At 69.9% G+C, this 16853-nt stretch carries 13 protein-coding genes; all 13 read right to left on the reverse strand.

What is annotated here, in order from left to right; all coding sequences use genetic code 11:
* Positions 1-1149 carry a pectinesterase family protein gene (locus ABT147_RS21440; protein WP_351408416.1) on the reverse strand — a complete coding sequence of 383 codons (1149 nt, stop codon included), beginning with the start codon at positions 1147-1149 and terminating at the stop codon, positions 1-3.
* Positions 1149-2456, reverse strand: a complete 1308-nt coding sequence (locus ABT147_RS21445) for a pectate lyase family protein (protein ID WP_351408418.1) — start codon at positions 2454-2456, stop codon at positions 1149-1151. Before ABT147_RS21445 ends, ABT147_RS21440 begins: the two co-directional genes overlap by 1 nt.
* Positions 2457-2569: 113 nt before the next feature.
* Positions 2570-3364: a rhamnogalacturonan acetylesterase gene (locus ABT147_RS21450; protein ID WP_351408420.1), complete on the reverse strand. Its 795-nt coding sequence runs from the start codon at positions 3362-3364 to the stop codon at positions 2570-2572.
* A gap of 138 nt (positions 3365-3502) precedes the next feature.
* Complete coding sequence (locus tag ABT147_RS21455) at positions 3503-4849, reverse strand: ABC transporter substrate-binding protein (protein WP_351408422.1); 1347 nt, start codon at positions 4847-4849, stop codon at positions 3503-3505.
* A gap of 108 nt (positions 4850-4957) precedes the next feature.
* The gene (locus tag ABT147_RS21460) at positions 4958-7000 is read right to left on the reverse strand and encodes a pectinesterase family protein (RefSeq protein WP_351408424.1); all 2043 of its coding nucleotides are present in this window, start codon (positions 6998-7000) and stop codon (positions 4958-4960) included.
* A 50-nt stretch (positions 7001-7050) separates the two neighbouring features.
* Positions 7051-8649, reverse strand: a complete 1599-nt coding sequence (locus tag ABT147_RS21465; protein ID WP_502983130.1) for a glycoside hydrolase family 43 protein — start codon at positions 8647-8649, stop codon at positions 7051-7053.
* Positions 8650-8699: 50 nt separating this feature from the next.
* Positions 8700-9548 carry a DUF6807 domain-containing protein gene (locus ABT147_RS21470; RefSeq protein ID WP_351408426.1) on the reverse strand — a complete coding sequence of 283 codons (849 nt, stop codon included), beginning with the start codon at positions 9546-9548 and terminating at the stop codon, positions 8700-8702.
* Positions 9545-10750: a Gfo/Idh/MocA family protein gene (locus ABT147_RS21475; protein ID WP_351408428.1), complete on the reverse strand. Its 1206-nt coding sequence runs from the start codon at positions 10748-10750 to the stop codon at positions 9545-9547. The genes ABT147_RS21470 and ABT147_RS21475 overlap by 4 nt, the downstream gene beginning before the upstream one ends.
* Complete coding sequence (locus tag ABT147_RS21480) at positions 10747-12060, reverse strand: pectate lyase family protein (protein WP_351408430.1); 1314 nt, start codon at positions 12058-12060, stop codon at positions 10747-10749. The genes ABT147_RS21475 and ABT147_RS21480 overlap by 4 nt, the downstream gene beginning before the upstream one ends.
* On the reverse strand, positions 12057-12959 hold the full coding sequence (locus ABT147_RS21485; protein ID WP_502983127.1) for a carbohydrate ABC transporter permease: 903 nt from the start codon (positions 12957-12959) through the stop codon (positions 12057-12059). The genes ABT147_RS21480 and ABT147_RS21485 overlap by 4 nt, the downstream gene beginning before the upstream one ends.
* Positions 12956-13912, reverse strand: a complete 957-nt coding sequence (locus ABT147_RS21490) for a carbohydrate ABC transporter permease (RefSeq protein ID WP_351408432.1) — start codon at positions 13910-13912, stop codon at positions 12956-12958. The genes ABT147_RS21485 and ABT147_RS21490 overlap by 4 nt, the downstream gene beginning before the upstream one ends.
* 203 nt (positions 13913-14115) lie before the next feature.
* Positions 14116-15873 (reverse strand): L-arabinonate dehydratase, encoded by a 1758-nt coding sequence (araD, locus tag ABT147_RS21495; RefSeq protein WP_351408433.1) that lies wholly within the window; start codon positions 15871-15873, stop codon positions 14116-14118.
* Complete coding sequence (locus ABT147_RS21500) at positions 15870-16781, reverse strand: dihydrodipicolinate synthase family protein (RefSeq protein ID WP_351408435.1); 912 nt, start codon at positions 16779-16781, stop codon at positions 15870-15872. The genes araD and ABT147_RS21500 overlap by 4 nt, the downstream gene beginning before the upstream one ends.
* Positions 16782-16853: the final 72 nt, after the last annotated feature.

The following is a 16853-nucleotide window of genomic DNA, read 5'->3' on the forward strand; positions in this document are numbered from 1 at the left end:
TCAGCACCTCTCCCACGGGGTCCAGTCGCCGAGGTACGCCTCACGGGTGGCCGACGCGGCTTCCGTGCGCGTGAGTTGGGGCCGGTTCTCCGGTACGGAGACGACGGCGCCCGGCCCGGTGTTGCGGTACTCGGCGAACCGCTGGTCCTGCCAGGGGAAGCCCGACGACATGTTGGTGTAGGGCGCGACCGCGTCGATCCCGGCCCCGAGGCGGGTCTCGCGCACGGTGAGCATCGGCCGGGCGGTGGTGTCCGAGCTGGGCACCCAGGGGCGGGCCAGCTTGTAGTAGGCGTCCGGGGCCCCGCTGGTGATCCGGCCGCCGGTCACGAGATAGCCGCGCGGGTTGGCACCGGCGGTGGAGGGCGCGAACACGAAGCCGTACGGGGCGGACGTCAGATCGGTCCTGGTCAGCGTGTGGAAGTGGCAGCGCTCGAACACGGCCGTGGCCCGCCCGAAGACGAAGTCCACGTCCCCCTCGGCATAGCAGTCCCGGAAGTACTGCCGGGCGAAGGTGCCGAGCGCCATCGAGTCGGCGTACAGCGTGTCCTGGTGCCCGAGGAACCGGCACCGCAGGAACGCCGACCGGTCGCCCTGCACCTTGATGGCGACGGCCTGTGTCCCTGTGATCTCGGGATGGTCGGCGCGCAGCCAGTCGTTGGCGAAGGTGATGTCCCGCGCGGTGAACCCGCCGGCCTGCACGAGGGTGGTCGCCGACCCGGTGGTGCCGTAGGTGCCGCCGCCGGGCTTCGGGGTGCCGGCCGCGTTGTCGTACACGACGACCACGTCCCGGGCGTTCCCGGAGGCCCCGATCCAGGTCATCTCCGTACGGGCGACACCGACGGCGACCGTCTCCCGGTAGACGCCCGGCGCGATGACCAGCGTGTATCCGCTGCTGCTCGCGGCGGTCACGGCGGCCTGGACGGTGGTGTAGTCACCGGCGCCGGTGGCGTCGACGTACAGGGTCAGGGCGCTGAGCCGGGCGGAGGGCGAACCGTAGCGGCCGAAGGGTGAGCGGCCACGGGCGGCTCGGGCGTACGGTGCGGCCCCCAGCGTGAGCGCGGTGCCGATGCCCGCGGCGAGGAAGGACCGTCTGGCGAACGGTCGGCCGGAGACCGGTCGCCTGCCGAATCTTTGGCCGGAACCGCCCATCAGCAGACCTTCCCCGCGCCCGCGCCACCCGCGACGATGCCCGGCACGGCACGCGGCGAGTCGACCTTGGTCCGCAGGGTCGGCGTCCACCCGGCGCCGGACCGCAGGATCTCCGACGGGATCTCGGCGTTGTGGACGGCGATCAGATCCGTCAGCCTGCCGTTGACGTAGTTGTTCTGAGCGGTGAGCGGGGAGTCGTTCCACTTCTTCAGGGCCTTGCCGACACTCGCGCCCGCCGGCAGGGAGATCGCGTTGTCGCTGGCGTGGAGCTGCGAGGAGATGCCGACACCGAAGATGTAGTAGTCGTCCTTCTGCCGCTCGTTGACCACGTAGTGGTTGTTGTAGACGTCGACCTGTCCGAACCGCACGCGCGGGGAGCGCTGGAGGATCCCGTCGAAGCGGTTGTGGTGCATGGTGACCTTGAGCTTGCCGCCGTCGGTGGAGGCGAGGCCGTCGCCGTTGCCGATGAGCATGTTCTTGTCGTGGTTCTGGAAGCGGTTCCAGGACACGGTCACGTAGTTGGAGCCGCGCACGATGTCCGTGAGGCCGTCGTGCTGCTGGAAGACCTTGCCGAAGTAGACCGGCCGCTCGCTGTCGGGGTAGCGCCCGTCGGTGAACGTGTTGTGGTCGAGCCACACATGGTCGGTGCCGTAGACGACCACGGCGTCGTACTCGGAGTTCCAGTTGCCGGTCCGGTTGTCGTCGGTCGGGTCCCACTTGGGGAAGCAGTCGAGCGGGGCCTCGATGGTGAGGTTGCGCATGATGACGTTCGAGACGCCCTTGATCTGCAGGCTCCCGCCGAGGATGCCGGAGTTCTTGCCGACGCCGACGATCGTGGTGTTGCTCGGGACGTTGGCCTTGATCTCCGTGTCCTGCTTGGCGGCGGACGCGACCCGCGCGTCCTCCTGCGGGCCGCTGGCGACCTCGTCGTTGCCCCAGACGGCCGGGTCGTAGTCCTTGAGGTACTGCTGGAGGTCGTACCCGCCGGTGACGAAGGCCTCGCAGCCCTCGGAGACGGCGTCGATCATGCCCTTGACCTTGATGATCTTCGGCGCGCTGCCACCGTCCGCCAGCGCGGCCTTGAACTGCGCCCACGTGGTGACGGTGTAGACGTGCGAGGCGTCGGCGGCCGAGCCACCGGTGGTGCCCCCCTCGGCCGAGCCCCAGCCGTCACCGGCACCGAGCACCGCACGACCGAGATCACGATCGGCGGCGGAGGCCACTCCGGTCCCGGTGACACCGAGCACGAGAGCGGTGCAGCCGACGACAGCTGTCATGACATGGGCATGCCAGAAACGAGGACGCATGAATACGGTTCCTTTCACAGCAAAGGGAGATGTCGCGCCCGGAAAGGGGCGCGGGGAACTGCGCGACCAGCCACGACGAACCCGCGGCCGACAACCGACCTACGAACGGACCACTACACCGCCGGCCACGTGATCCAGGACTCGGGAATCTCCTCGTCCAAACGCCGCACATCGGCGCGGGAAAGCACCCGCCGCCGCACCAACTCACCAGCGACCAGCCGCGCCACGGCGATCGCCCCCGGCGGATTGAAATGCGTGTTGTCCTGCTCGGTCCCGGTCCAGTTGAAGTACTTCTTGGTCTCCTCGACCCCGAGCCTCTGCCACAACGCGATCGACAGCGCCTGGATGTCGAGCAGCGCGACCCCCTCCTCCGCGGCGAGAGCGATCGCCGCTGCCGGATAGTCGCCATGCGTCGGCACCGCGTTGCCGCTCGCGTCGAACTTCCTGCGCTCCACGGAGGTCGCGAGCACCGGCCGCGCGCCCCGCGCCCGCGCCCCGTCGACGTACTGGCGCAGATGGTCCTGGTACGTCGTCCACGGCTCGGTGTACCGCGTGGGATCGGCGATCTTGGAGTCGTTGTGCCCGAACTGGACGACGAGGAAGTCCCCGGGCCGGATCGCCGCGAGGACGACGTCGAGCCGCCCCTCGTCGATGAAGCTCTTCGAACTGCGGCCGTTCACGGCATGGTTGGAGACCTTCAGCCCCGACCGCAGGAAGAACGGAAGTGCCATGCCCCACCCCGTCTCGGGCGCGGCGTCGGCGTACTTCTGCGCGGCGGTGGAGTCACCGGCGATGAACACGGTCCGCTCCCGCCGCACCCCCGCGGCGGACGCGGGCCCGCCGGCGGCAACGGCGAGCGGAACAGCGGCGAGAGCCGCACCGGTGACCTGTCTGCGAGTAAGTGACACGTGCGGGTGCCTTTCTCAACAGGGGTTACCCCCGCGCCCCAAAAGGGGCGCGGGGCTGTGACATATGCGGCTCCGCCGCGTGGGCGTGACCAGCCACACCGAACCCGCGGCCGGCCACGGATGAACCGGACCGAGCTCTTAGCCCTTCTGTTCCTTCCACTCGGCCTGAGCCTTGTTCAGCTGATCGGCCAGCGAGTCCAGGAACTCCTTCGCGCTGCTCTGCCCGTCCATCACCTTCTGGAAGGCCGGCTCGTTGTCGGTCTTCGAGATCGTGTTCCAGTCCGGCAGGTAGTACGGCAACTGCACGATCGTCGTCGACCCGTCGGTCAGCGCGGCGGCGGCCAGCTTCGTCGGCTCCGCCTCGGAGATCCAGCTGTCCTTCGCGGCGTCGTTGTTCGACGGCACCTGCCCCGCCGACTTGTTGAACTTGGAGTTCTCCTCGTGCGAGGTGGCGAACTCGATGAACTTCCAGGCCGCTTCCTTGTTCTTCGAGCTCTTGAACAGCCCGAGCCCGTCGACCGGGTTGGAGACCTGGACCCGCTTGCCGCCGGGCCCGGTCGGCTGCGGGATACCCCGGAACTTGTCGACGCCGAACGCCTTCACATGGTCCTGGTAGGAGCCCAGGTTGTGGTTGAGCATGCCGATGGTGCCGGAGTCCCACTGGGCGACCATCTTGGTGAAGTCGTTGTTGAGGTCGGCGGCCGGGGTGACCTTCTTGTAGAGGCCGACGTACTTCTCCAGGGCCTCGACGTTCTTCGGGTCGTTGACCGTGGTCTTCTCACCGCTCGCGTCCCAGAACGAGGTGATGCCGGACTGCCCGTACATCGCGTCCAGGCCCTGGGCGATGGAACCGGCGCCACCGCGGATGGTGTAGCCGAACTTGTTCTTGTCCTTGTCGGTGAGCTTCTCGGCCGCCGCGTAGAACTTGTCCCAGTCGGTGGGCTCCGGCAGGCCCGCCGCCTTGAACAGGTCGGTGCGGTAGTAGAGGACACCGTTGTTGGCGGAGGTGGGGATCGAGTAGAGGGCGTCGCCGCCGCCGGCGGACTTCAGCGACTCGACCATCGCCTCGTTCAGCTTGCCGTTCAGGGAGGACTTGGAGAGCCGGTCGTCCAGCGGCTCCAGCGTGCCCTGCGCGGCGAACCCGGCGGCCATGGCCGCGCCGACACCGCCGACGTCCGGCAGACCGCCGCCCTGGATGGCGGTGTCGACCTTGGACTGGTACTCGGTGGAGGCGATCCCGACGTACTCGACCTTGATGTCCGGGTTGGCCTTGTGGAAGTCGGCGATGATCTCCTTCCAGATGTCGGTGCGGACACCGCCGTTGTTGTCCCAGAAGAGGACCTTGCCCTTGCCGCTGCCCTCCGAGCCCTTGTCGCCGCCCGCGCCGCTGCCGTCGTCACCGCAGGCGGTGGCCGTCAGCGCGAGTACGGATCCCAGGGCGACGGCCGCGGCGGCGCGCCTGCTTCTGCGATTGCTGATCTTCATTGAACGGCTCTCTTCTTCTGGATACGAGGGTTATGAAGTTGTGGGGGGTCTGTGCTGTCCCCGGGAACGGAGTCGCCGGACTCGGCGAACCCGCCGGACTCGGCGAACTCAGTGGCCGGCGCCGGCGCGTGCGCGATGCGGTGCCCAGCCGTCCGTCCCCGCGAGGTACTTGGTGACCGTGTAGGTCGAGGCGTCCGAGCCGGCGAGCTGCGGCCGGTCGGCGGTCGCAGCGGCCCCCGGCCCGTACGTCCGGTACTCCGTGAACCGCGCGTCCTTCCACGAGAACCCACCCATGTCCGTCCACGGCGACGCCTTGACCGCGGCGGGCAGCTCGGTCTCCCGGAACAGCACCTGGGCGACGGCGTTCGGTTCGCCGCCCGGGTGCCAGGGCCGGCCCAGGTGGTAGGTCCCGGCGGGTGCGTCGCTGATCACCTTCGACCTGGTGATCAGGAAGCCGTACGGGTTGTTCTTCCAGGTCGAGGCGGCCGTGATGTAGCCGTTGTTGCTGTCCGAGCCCCGGCTGAGCGCCTTGATCAGGGAGCGCTCGATGACGGTCGTGGCCCGGCCGTAGACGAAGTCCACATCGCCCTCGATGTACGAGTCGCGGATGTAGACCCGGCTGATGACGTCGAGCCGGGGGCTGTCGGTCATCAGCGTGTCCTGGTTGCCCAGGAAGGCCGTGTTCTCGAAGACGATCCGGTCGCCGGTCGTCTTCACCGCCAGTGCCTGCTCGCCGTTCAGCTCGTGCGCGGCCTCGTCGAAGTCGTTGCTGAAGGTGAGGTTGCGGGCGGTCACGTCACTGGCGAGGATCCGCACGGTGGCGCTGCCGTTGGAGCCACCGTACGCGGCGGGAGTGTCGTGGACGATGACGGTGTCCGAGCGGTGCCGTCCGGTCCCCCGCAGCACCAGGTTCGGCTTGGTCGCGGGGACGAGGACCTTCGCGCGGTACGTGCCGGGGGCGATGCTGATGGTGACCGTGCCGTCGTTGCCGTCGGGCACGGCGTCGACGGCGGCCTGCACGGTCGGGTGGTCACCGGGGACGTTCAGCACGGTGTTCGTGCCGAGGCCCTTCTGCGGGCCCGAGAAGCGGGTGACCAGCGCGGGCACGGCGGCGGCCGGGTCGAGGCGGTAGGCGTAGAAGTCCCTCGGGTCGAAAGCCGTGCCCCAGGCGTCCCGCCGTCCGGCGACGTTCTTCAGGATCGACCCGCGCTGCACCAACTCGGCGGTGGCGTAGGCCTGGTAGGGGTGCTGCACCCCGTCGTAGTAGCTGTTCTCGATGACCATCCTGGTCCTGCCGCGCGACCAGTTGCCGTACGTCCACACGGGGTCGCCGTCGGCCACCTGCGCCGAGAGGTAGTTGTTGTAGAGGTGGGCGTAGGCGCAGTTGTCCGCGGAGGGGTTGCGCTGCTTCGTACCGGTGAACCAGTTGTGGTCGATGGTGACCTCGGTCTTGACGTTGGTGGTCCAGCCGATGCCGAGGGCCTTGTTGTGGTTCCTGAACTGGTTGTAGGAGACGGTGACGTACCGGCTGTCCTTGCGGATGTCGAGGAGGCCGTCGCCCATGTGCTCGAAGCGGTTGTGGTCGATCCAGACGTGGTCGACGGTGTCCATCTGGATCGCGTCGAAGTCGGTCGTCTTGCCGTCCCAGTCGCCCTCGACATAGGAGTCGCGGATCGTCAGATTGCGGATGATGACGTTGCTGGTGCCGGGGTTGAGATGCAGTTCGCCGTGGACGATCTCACCGGTGTCACCGACGCCGATGATCGTCTTGTCGGACTTCACGACGATGTCCGAGCCGAAGGGCTCGACATCGATCGCCCCGGCGACGCGGATGACGTACGGCTCGTCGGCGGACGCGTATCTGGCGAGCGAGGCCTGGTCGGTGACGGTGACCACCTTCCCGCCCGCGCCACCGGTGGTCCCGCCGTCGAGGGAGGCGAAGCCGTGCGGCCGGTCGGTCCAGCGGGGTGCCGCCGACGCCTTGGCGGCCTCGACGGACCCGGTGGACGCGGTGGACCCGGGCGCGGACCCTCCGGGCTGTGCGGCCTCCGCAGGGCTCAACGCGCCGACGACGAACGAGGCGATCAGGGCGGTGACGGCGGCGAGCGTTCTCCCTCGATGCGGCAAGCGCTTGCTACGGAGGTGCGTCATTGCGGCTCCCAACAGGCGTACGGATGACGTGCGTCGAGCTACGGGTCGAGCTACAGGTCGGGCTGCGAGCGGGTGATGCGGAAGTGCGTGAACGTGGCGGCCCCGGCGTGTCCCGCGCCGTTGGGCGCGACCGCGAAGAGGCCGAGCAGGGCGCCGACCCAGCGCCAGGGGGTGGCGGCGAAGACCTGTCCCGAGGACTCCCATCCCTCCCCCACGTCGTAGGAGAAGCGGCAGCGCGCCCCGGCCGAGGTCTCGATCCGCAGCCGGGCCCGTCCCCCGGGCGCCGGGCGCGGACGGTCGGCGTCCCGCTCGCGCTCGGCCACGGTCTCGGCGAACCGGTGGACGAGGCGCACGCTTCCGTCGGCCTCTCGCTGAAGGCCGATCCAGCGGAACGCGTCCCCGAGCACGGCGAGCCCCGCCCGCGCCCCCGGCTCCTCGCTGCCGAGACTCAGCTCCACCTCGACGACCGCCGGGATCCCCGGCAGCCGCTGGGTGAGCACATGCGCCAGTTTCCGCAGGTCGTGCGCGTGCACGGAGCGCACACAGGTGAGCCGCAGCCCGTCGCCGGAGTGCTGGGTGGCCCAGCCGTCCTGCGGGTTGGCGGTCCACTGCCACTGGCGTCCGAAGCGGCCACCGGGGAAGTCGTCGTCGGTGGCGGGCGCGGCCGGCGGCTGCGGCGGCAGCTCCGGCTTGCGATGGACGGCGACGGGGGCGCCCTCGTCGCCGAGCACGGGCCACCCCTCCGGGTCCCAGGTCATCGGCTGGAGGTGGACGACCCTGCCGTACGCGCCCCGCTGCTGGAAGTGCGCGAACCAGTCCTCGCCGGCCGCCGTACGCACCCAGCCGCCCTGGTGCGGCCCGTTGACCTCGGTGTCCTTCTGCTCCAGGGCGATCCGCTCCTCGTACGGGCCGAAGAACTCGCGGGAGCGGAAGACGCCCTGCCAGCCGGTCTCCACTCCCCCGGCGGGGGCGAAGATCCAGAACCAGCCGTCGTGGCGGTAGAGCTTGGGGCCCTCCAGGGTGAACCAGCCGGGGAGCCGGTCCGCGTCGACGATCACCTTGCCCTCGTCGAGCAGGCCGGTGCCGTCGGGCCGCATCCGGTGCCCGGTGAGCCGGTTCTTGATCCCGGAGCGGGACTTGGCCCAGGCGTGCACGAGATAGGCCTCGCCGGTCTCCTCGTCCCACAGCGGGCAGGGGTCGATGAGCCCCTTGCCCTCCTTGACCAGGTGCGGGCGGGTCCAAGGGCCTCTGATTCCGGGGGCGTTGACCTGGTAGATACCGTGGTCGGGGTCGCCCCAGAAGATCCAGAACCGGTCGTCGAAGTGCCGGAGCGAAGGCGCCCACACCCCGCAGTCGTGCCGCGGGACCCTGAACTCGGCGGCTGGCTCCAGGAGTTGGAGCGCGTGGCCGACGAGCGTCCAGTTGACCAGGTCCCGGGAGTGGAGCAGGGGAAGCCCCGGGACCCGGCCGAAGCTGGAGGCGGTCATATAGAAGTCGTCGCCCACGCGCAGGACATCGGGGTCGGACCAGTCGGCGTCGAGGATCGGGTTGCGGTAGGTGCCGTCACCCTGGTCGGCGGAGAAGGAGGGCGCGGAGGCGGTGGCGGAGGCCGTGGCTGTGGCTGTGGCTGTGGTGGACGCCCCGGTCATGGCGGTGGCGGACGCCCCGGTCGTGGCGGGGGCCGCTGCGGATATCTCGCTCACGGGCTCACCGCCTTCCGTACGAGGGCCGCCGTCTCGTCCCGGTCGAGGGTGCCGTCGGCGACGACGGTGACGACCCGGCGTACGGCCGTCTCGCCCGGGTCGATCGGGAGGCGCTCGGTGTGGGCGAGGGAGGAGCCGACGCCCGGGTACTCGTCGGCGCGGACGAACCACGGGTCGCGGCGGGTGGTCTCCGTGGCCCCCGCGAAGACGAGCGTCCAGCCGCCGCCGGCCATGGCGAGCCAGTCGGCGCGGGTGCCGTGGACCGCCGACTCGCCCTCGGCGTCGGCGGTGAAGACACGAGGCGGCTCGGCCTCCTTCCGGGCCCGCCAGAAGAAGCCGCCGTACGCGGCGCCGGGGCGGCCGTTGGTGGCGGGGCTGCCGATCGACACGGGTGCGCCGGTGATGTTGGTGAGGGAGAAGGTGAAGTCCAACGCCCAGGCGGAGTCGGTGAGTTCGGTGGCCGCGACCGTACGGCGCTCACGCAGTAACTCGGTGCCGGACGCCACCCAGCGCAGTTCCTCGACGAAGCCGTCGGGGTCGCGCAGCTGGAAGGCGGTGTGGCGCTGGGAGCCGTGGTTGTCGAGCTCGGTCGGGCCCTGGTCGCGGACGTAGGTCCGTCCGCCCCAGAAGTTGTGCCCCTCGACGTCGGGAACGGCGACACCGACGCCGAGGTGGTGGAGGTGGTCGGCGGGGCTCAGTTCGGTGACCGCCGTACCGGACAGGGTGGTGACGGGGTGGAGACAGGGGCGCGGTGAGAGCCGGTCCGGCAGGTCGGGCCGGGTGAGGTAGCGGCCCACCGGACGGCCCGCCACGCGCAGGACGAGGGAGTTGTCGGTGATCGTCATGTGCTCACCTCTTTCGCTGGGGCTGCGGGGAGCGCCCAGGGGGCGCCCAGCTCGGAGTAGAGGGCGAGACGGTCGGCGGCGGCCGTGACCAGGCCGTCGATGCCGTCGACGACCCGGCGGTCCTCGTCGGACAGCCGGTGCCAGGCGTCGGCCGGGAGCGCGACCGGGTCGGGGGCGGTCCGGATGGCCTCGACGACCTTCATGAACGCGCCGGTCACCTCCGGCGGGACCAGCAGGTCGGTGCCGTCGACGAGGTGGTCGACGAGGTTCTCCAGCAGGTCCGTGCGGCCGTACTCGATCTCCTCGGGGCCGTGTCCGGCCCGCTGGACGAGCACACGGTCCTGCTTGTACCAGTAGGTGATCCGGCCGCTGGTGCCGTGGACGACGTTGTACGGCTCGCCGGGGTTCTCGGCGCAGAGGGTGACGGCGACGGTGATCCGGGCGCCGTCGGCGGTGGTGACGCGCACGCACGAGGTGTCGTCGGACTCGATGTCGTTGGCGCGCAGCAGCTCGGTCTCGATGCCGGTGACGTCCTCGGCGCGGCCCGCGCCGGCGAGCGCGAGCCCGGTGGCGACGGCGTGCGCGAGGGGGTTGGTGAGCGCCCCGTCGATCACGTCCACGCCGTTCAGGCGCCGCTTGCCGGCCCAGGGCGCCCGCCGGTAGTACGCCTCTGCGCGGGCCCAGGCCCCGGCGCCGCCGATACCGGTCACCTCTCCGATGAGACCCTCGGCGACCATCCTCCGGATCGCGGGCACGGCGTGCGAGCCCAGCGACTGGAAGCCGATCTGGCAGACCGTGCCGGCCTGCGCGACCCCGTCGGCCATCCGGCGGAACTCGGCGTACGACGGGGCCGGCGGCTTCTCCAGCAGCACGTGCACGCCCCGCCGGGCCGCCGTCAGCGCCAGGTCGGTGTGGGTCGGGATCGGGGTGCAGATCACCGCGATCGCGGCACCCGTGGAGTCGAGGAGCGCGCCGAAGTCGGCGGACTGCTCGGGCGTGCCGAGGCCGTCCGGGATCTCGTCCGCGCCCAGCGGGGTCAGCTCGCAGATACCGGCGAGCCGGACGATGCCCTTGTCCGCCAGCCGGCGGATGTTCTCCAGGTGCCAGCGGCCGTGGCCCCGGGCGCCCGCGAGGACGAGCGGAAGCGGGGGAGCGAGCGGGCTGCCGTGCGTGGCGTCGGTCTCGTGCTTGGCGGTGGTCATCGGATCCTCCCTGCGCCCGCGCCGCGTGCCACCTCTCGGTCGGCCTTCCCGGCGCTGTCGATCTTTTGGTGCAGGGTAGGCGTCCAGCCCACGTCGGCCGTGAGATCACGCTCGCTGCCGGAGTTGTAGGCGTTGTGAATGGCGAGCAGGTCCACCGGATAGCCGTTGAAGAGGGTGCCCGTCTGGTGCAGGGCGGTGCCGTTCCAGCTCTTGACCAGGTCGGCGACCTCGATGTGGCCCGGCGTGGTGAAGGCGTTGTTCTCGGCGTACACGGCGGACTCGGTGGAGACGCCCAGGGAGTAGCGGTAGTCGTGGGCGCCGGCCGGGGCGGAGACGACGTATCGGTTGTTGTAGAGGTGCACCTGCCCGAAGCGGACGCGCGGCGCGCGCTGTACGACGTTCTCGAACTGGTTGTGGTGCAGCGTCACCCGGAGCCTGCCCCGGTCGCCGGTGGCCGTGTCGCCGTTGCCGATCAGGATGCCCTTGTCGTGGTCGACGAAGCGGCTCCACGAGACGGTGACCAGGTCGGAGGCGTTGGTGATGTCGAGCAGGCCGTCGTGGCGGAGGTAGTTGCGGCCGTAGTACGTCGGCTCGTCCGCGTCGGAGTGACCCTTGTCGGAAATGGTGACGTGGTCGATCCAGACATGGCTGGATCCGCGTACCCAGATGTTGTCGTACGCCGTCTTCCAGTCGCCGAGGCCGCCGGTGTTGGGCTGCCAGACGGGGAAGCAGTCGTAGGCGTCCCGGAGTTCGAGGTCGCGGACGATGACGTTGTCCGCGCCCTTGAGCTGGAGGCTGGCACCTTTGAGGACCGCCCTGCCGCCGAGGCCGACGATGGTGGTGTTGGAGCCGACGGCCAGCTCGACCCGCTCGGCCTGCTTCGCCGCCGACGCCTGCCGGGCCTCCTCCTGGGGGCCGCTGGGCTTGGCGGATCCCCAGGTGCGCGGGTCGTACGCGGCCAGGTACTTCCTCAGGTCGTAGCCGTCGGTCGCGTAGTCGGCGCAGTCGAGGCGGTCGCCGTCGTCGGCGGTGTTGGCGTCGACGGTCCCCGCGATCCGGATGATCTTCGGGGTGGCGCTGCCGCCGTCGAGCGCGCGGACCAGCTCGCTCCGGGTGCGTACGGTGAAGACATGGGCGTCGTCGGCGGTGGAACCCCCCGTGGTACCACCGTCGGCCGCGGCCCAGCCGTCGTCCGCCGCGAGCGTGTCCCGGCTGATGTCCCGGGACTCGGCCCCGGCCGGGGTGGTCAGCGTGGCGCCCAACACCCCCGCGAGGGCGACGAGTTGTACTGCCTTCCGCCGTATGGTCATCCCTTCACCGCCCCGGCGCTGAAGCCCGTGATCAGCCACTTCTGGATGAAGGCGAAGACGATGACCACCGGTACGGCGGCGATGATGCCGCCGGCGGCCAGTGCGCCCAGGTCGACGCTGTCGGCGCTGAGCAGGGTGTTGAGGCCGACCGGGATGGTCTGCTTGTCCTGGTTGCTGAGGAACATCAGGGCGAACAGGAAGTGGTTCCAGGAGTGCACGAAGGCGAAGGAGCCGACGGCGATCAGTCCGGGCCGCAGCAGCGGCAGCACGACCACCCGGAACGCGGTGAAGCGATTGCAGCCGTCCACCCAGGCCGCTTCCTCAAGGGAGTACGGCACGTTCTTGATGAAGTTGCTGATCAGGATGATCGACAGCGGCAGCTGGAAGACCGTCTCGGCGAGGATGACACTGCCGAGCGAGTTGATCATCCGCAGCTCGGCGAAGATCTGGAACAGCGGGACGAGGAGCAGCGCGCCCGGCACGAACTGGGAGCACAGCAGCGCCAGCATGAACCCGCGTTTGATCCTGAAGTCGAAGCGGGCGAGGGCGTAGCCGCCGGCCAGGGCGACGAGCGTGGTCATCAGCAGGGTGACGACACCGACGAGCACGCTGTTCTGGAAGTAGACCCCGAAGCTGCGCTCGTTCCACACCTTCTCGAAGTGCTCGAAGGTGACCGGCCACGGCGCGAGCGAGGTCGAGCCGGGCTTGCGGAGCGCGAAGAGCAGGATCCAGTAGAAGGGGACGAGGGTGAAGACCAGGTAGATCGACAGCGGGAGGTAGATCTGCCAGCGCGGCACCTCGTCCCAGGCGCGGCGGACCTTGCCCGGGCGCTGCGGGGGCTCCTCGGCCGCGGGCGCGGGCCGCACGGGGGCGACCTTCTCGGCGTCCTTGGTGATCACTTGGACTCGCCTCCGAACTTGCTCAGCCGCAGATAGACCATCGAGCAGAAGAGCAGGATCACGAACGCGACCGTGGTCAGGGCGGACGCGTAGCCGAAGTTGTGGGCGTCGACGGAGGTGTTGGCGATGTAGAGGGGGAGAGTCGTGGTCTCGCCCGCCGGTCCGCCGCCGGTCAGGGTGTAGAGGAGGTCGACGTTGTTGAACTCCCACACAGCGCGCAGCAGCGTGGAGAGGATGATCGCGTCCTTCAGGTGCGGCAGCGTGATGTGCAGGAACTGCCGGACGCGGCTGGCGCCGTCGACCTCGGCGGCCTCGTACAGGTCCTTCGAGATGGACTGGAGGTCCGCGAGGATGAGGATCGCGAAGAAGGGGACACCGCGCCACAGGTCGGCGACGATCGCCGCCGAGAAGACGGTGGAGGTGTCGGAGAGCCAGCTGGTGCCGTACTCGCCGATGCCCATGTCCGCGAGGTAACGGGTGATGCCCGTCTGGGAGTTGTAGAGGAGCACCCAGATCGCGGAGGTCAGTACGCCGGAGACGGCCCAGGGGGAGAAGACCAGGGCCCGGCCGACGGCCCGCCCGACGAACGTCTGGTTGACGATCAGCGCGAGCGCCAGACCGAACAGCAGCTGCAGCGAGACCTCGACGAGCACCCACTTGGCGCTGAACACGAGGGTGTCCCAGAACAGGGGGTCCTCGGTGAAGGCGTGCACGAAGTTGTCGAAGCCGGCGAAGCCGTTCCGCCAGGGTTTCGTGGGGTTGTAGTGCTGCAGGCTGTAGTAGAAGACGCTGATGACCGGGTAGGCGATGAAGCCCAGCATGAGCAGGGCGGCCGGGGCGATCAGCAGGTACGGCAGCCTGCGCGGGGTCGCCGAGGCACGGCGCGCACGGCTCCGCGCACGGCTCCGCCGGGGTGGCGCGGGCGGTTTCGCCACGGCTGCGGCTTGGGCCATGACTGGGGCTCCGTTTCTGGGTACGTCGTCGTCGTGCGGCGTCGTGCGGCTCGCGCGTGGTGCAGGAAGCGCTTTCTCGTTGTGCAGGGGTGTGTCTGATTTCGCGGTACGGGGTGCCTCTTGCGGTCGTGTGGCGTCTGCGGATGCGGTGTGGGCTTGTCGCGCAGTTCCCCGCGCCCCTTGAGCGGACGGGGTTTCGTCGGTCAGCCTGCGTAGGGGTCCGGGACCTTGCCCGGTCTGGCCAGGAACTCGAAGTCGCAGCCGGTGTCCGCCTGGGTGATCTGGTCGTTGTAGAGGGCTCCGTAGCCGCGTTCGTAGCGGGTGGGCGGTGGGGTCCAGTCCGCTCGGCGGCGTGCCAACTCCTCGTCTTCCACGTTGAGTTGGAGGCTGCGGGCCTCGACGTCGAGGGTGATCGAGTCGCCGGTGCGGACCAGGGCGAGGGGGCCGCCGACGTACGACTCGGGCGCCACGTGCAGGGCGCAGGCGCCGTAACTCGTGCCGCTCATCCGGGCGTCGGAGATCCGCACCATGTCCCGGACGCCCTGCTTCAGCAGATGGTCGGGGATGGGCAGCATGCCGTACTCGGGCATGCCCGGGCCGCCCTTGGGGCCGGAGTTGCGCAGCACCAGCACGGTGTCGGCGGTGATCCCGAGGGACGGGTCGTTGATGGTGCGTTGCATGGTCCGGTAGTCGTCGAAGACGACCGCCGGGCCGGTGTGCTTCAGCAGGTGCGGTTCGGCCGAGATGTGCTTGATGACCGCGCCGTCCGGGCAGAGGTTGCCGCGCAGGACGGCGACCCCGCCCTCGGCGGCGACCGGGTTGTCGCGGGTCCGGATCACGTCGTCGTTGTGGACGAGCGCGCCGTCGAGCTGCTCGCGCATCGTGTCGTACGAGACGGTCGGCCGGTCCAGGTGGAGCAGGTCGGTGATCCGGGAGAGGAAGCCGGGCAGGCCGCCCGCGAAGTGGAAGTCCTCCATCAGGTACTTCTGGCCGCCGGGCCGGACATTGGCCAGCACCGGGACCGTACGGGCGACGCGGTCGAAGTCGTCGAGGGTGAGCCTGACGCCCGCGCGGCCGGCCATGGCGATGAGGTGGATGACCGCGTTGGTGGAGCCGCCGAGTCCGAGGACGGTGGTGACGGCGTCCTCGAACGCGTCGGCGGTGAGAATGTCGTTCAACTTCCGGTCCTTGTGGACCAGTTCGACGATACGGAGGCCTGCGGCGGCCGCCATACGGTCGTGCCCGGAGTCGACGGCCGGGATGCTGGACGCGCCCGGGACCGTGACGCCGAGGGCCTCGGCGGCGGCGGTGAGCGTGGACGCCGTACCCATCGTCATGCAGTGGCCCGGCGAGCGCGCGAGACCGGACTCCAACTCGGTCATCTCGCAGTCGCCGATGAGCCCGGCGCGCTTGTCGTCCCAGTACTTCCACATGTCGGTGCCGGAGCCGAGGACCTCGTTGCGCCAGTGGCCCGGCAGCATGGGCCCGGCGGGCACGAAGACGGTGGGGAGATCGACGCTCGCCGCCCCCATCAGCAGCGCGGGCGTCGACTTGTCGCAGCCGCCCATCAGGACGGCCCCGTCGACCGGGTACGAGCGGAGCAGTTCCTCGGTCTCCATCGCGAGCATGTTGCGGTAGAGCATGGGGGTCGGCTTCTGGAAGGTCTCGGAGAGGGTCGAGACCGGGAACTCCAGCGGGAAGCCGCCCGCCTGCCACACGCCCCGCTTGACCGCCTGGGCCCGATCCCGGAGGTGCACATGACAGGGATTGATGTCGGACCAGGTGTTGAGGATCGCGATGACCGGCTTGCCGAGGTGCTCCTCGGGGAGGTAGCCGAGCTGACGGGTGCGGGCCCGGTGGCTGAAGGAGCGCAGTCCGTCGGTGCCGTACCACTGGTGGCTGCGGAGGTCTTCCGGCTTCTTCTTCTCGACCAGTTTCTTCTCCTCGACCGGCTTCGTCATATCGACCACCCGGCGACGATGGCGGCGACCTCGGCGCGTTCGGTCTCCGGCAGGTGCCTACTGGGGGCCCGGACGTCGCGGCGGCAGAGGCCGAGGGAGGCGAGAGCCTCCTTGACGACGGTGACGTTGTTGGCGGAGCCGTTGGCGGCGCGCAGCTCCTCGAAGCGGCGGATCTGCTCCCAGACCTTCATGGCGGCCGGGAAGTCACCCGATCGAAGCGCTTCGATCATGTTCAGCGAAACGGCCGGGGCGACGTTCACCAGCCCCGAGGTGAAGCCGGTGGCGCCGGCCGAGAAGTAGGAGGGCGCGTACGGCTCGGCGAGCCCGGCCACCCAGACGAAGCGCTCCAGGCCGGCGTCGCGGGCGAAGGCGGCGAAGCGGGCGGCGTCCGGAACGGCGTACTTGACCCCGATCACGTTCGGGCAGGTGTCGGCGAGTTCGGCGAGCCGGACACCGGTGAGCTGCGCGTTGCGGATGTACGGCACGACGCCCAGCTCGGGCACGGCCTGTGCGATCGCCCGGTGGTAGTCGACCCAGCCGTCCTGCGAGACGTAGGGGTGCACCGGCTGATGGACCATCACCATCTGCGCCCCGGCCTCGCGGGCCTGCCGGGCGGAGGCGATCGCGGTCGGTACGTCGTGCCCGACCCCGACCAGGATCACGGCCCGGTCGCCCACCTCGTCCATGGTCAGCTCGGTGACGAGGCGGCGCTCCTCGGGGGTGAGGGCGTAGAACTCGCCGGTGTTGCCGTTCGGGGTGAGGGTGGTGATCCCTCCGTCGAGCAGCCGACGCAGCAGGGCCCGGTGGGCGTCCTGGTCGACGGTGCCGTCCTCGGCGAACGGCGTCACCGGGATGGCCACCACGTCGGCCAGGGCCGCCCGTTGGGTCTCGAACGTCACGCTGCTCATGGATGACCTTCCTCTGCAAGGACTTCTTGGAGGACTGCGGAGGTCCGGCGCGCCCGCCGTGCGATGCGGGCT

The sequence above is a fragment of the Streptomyces sp. NPDC001868 genome (assembly GCF_040297125.1).
GTDB lineage: Bacteria > Actinomycetota > Actinomycetes > Streptomycetales > Streptomycetaceae > Streptomyces.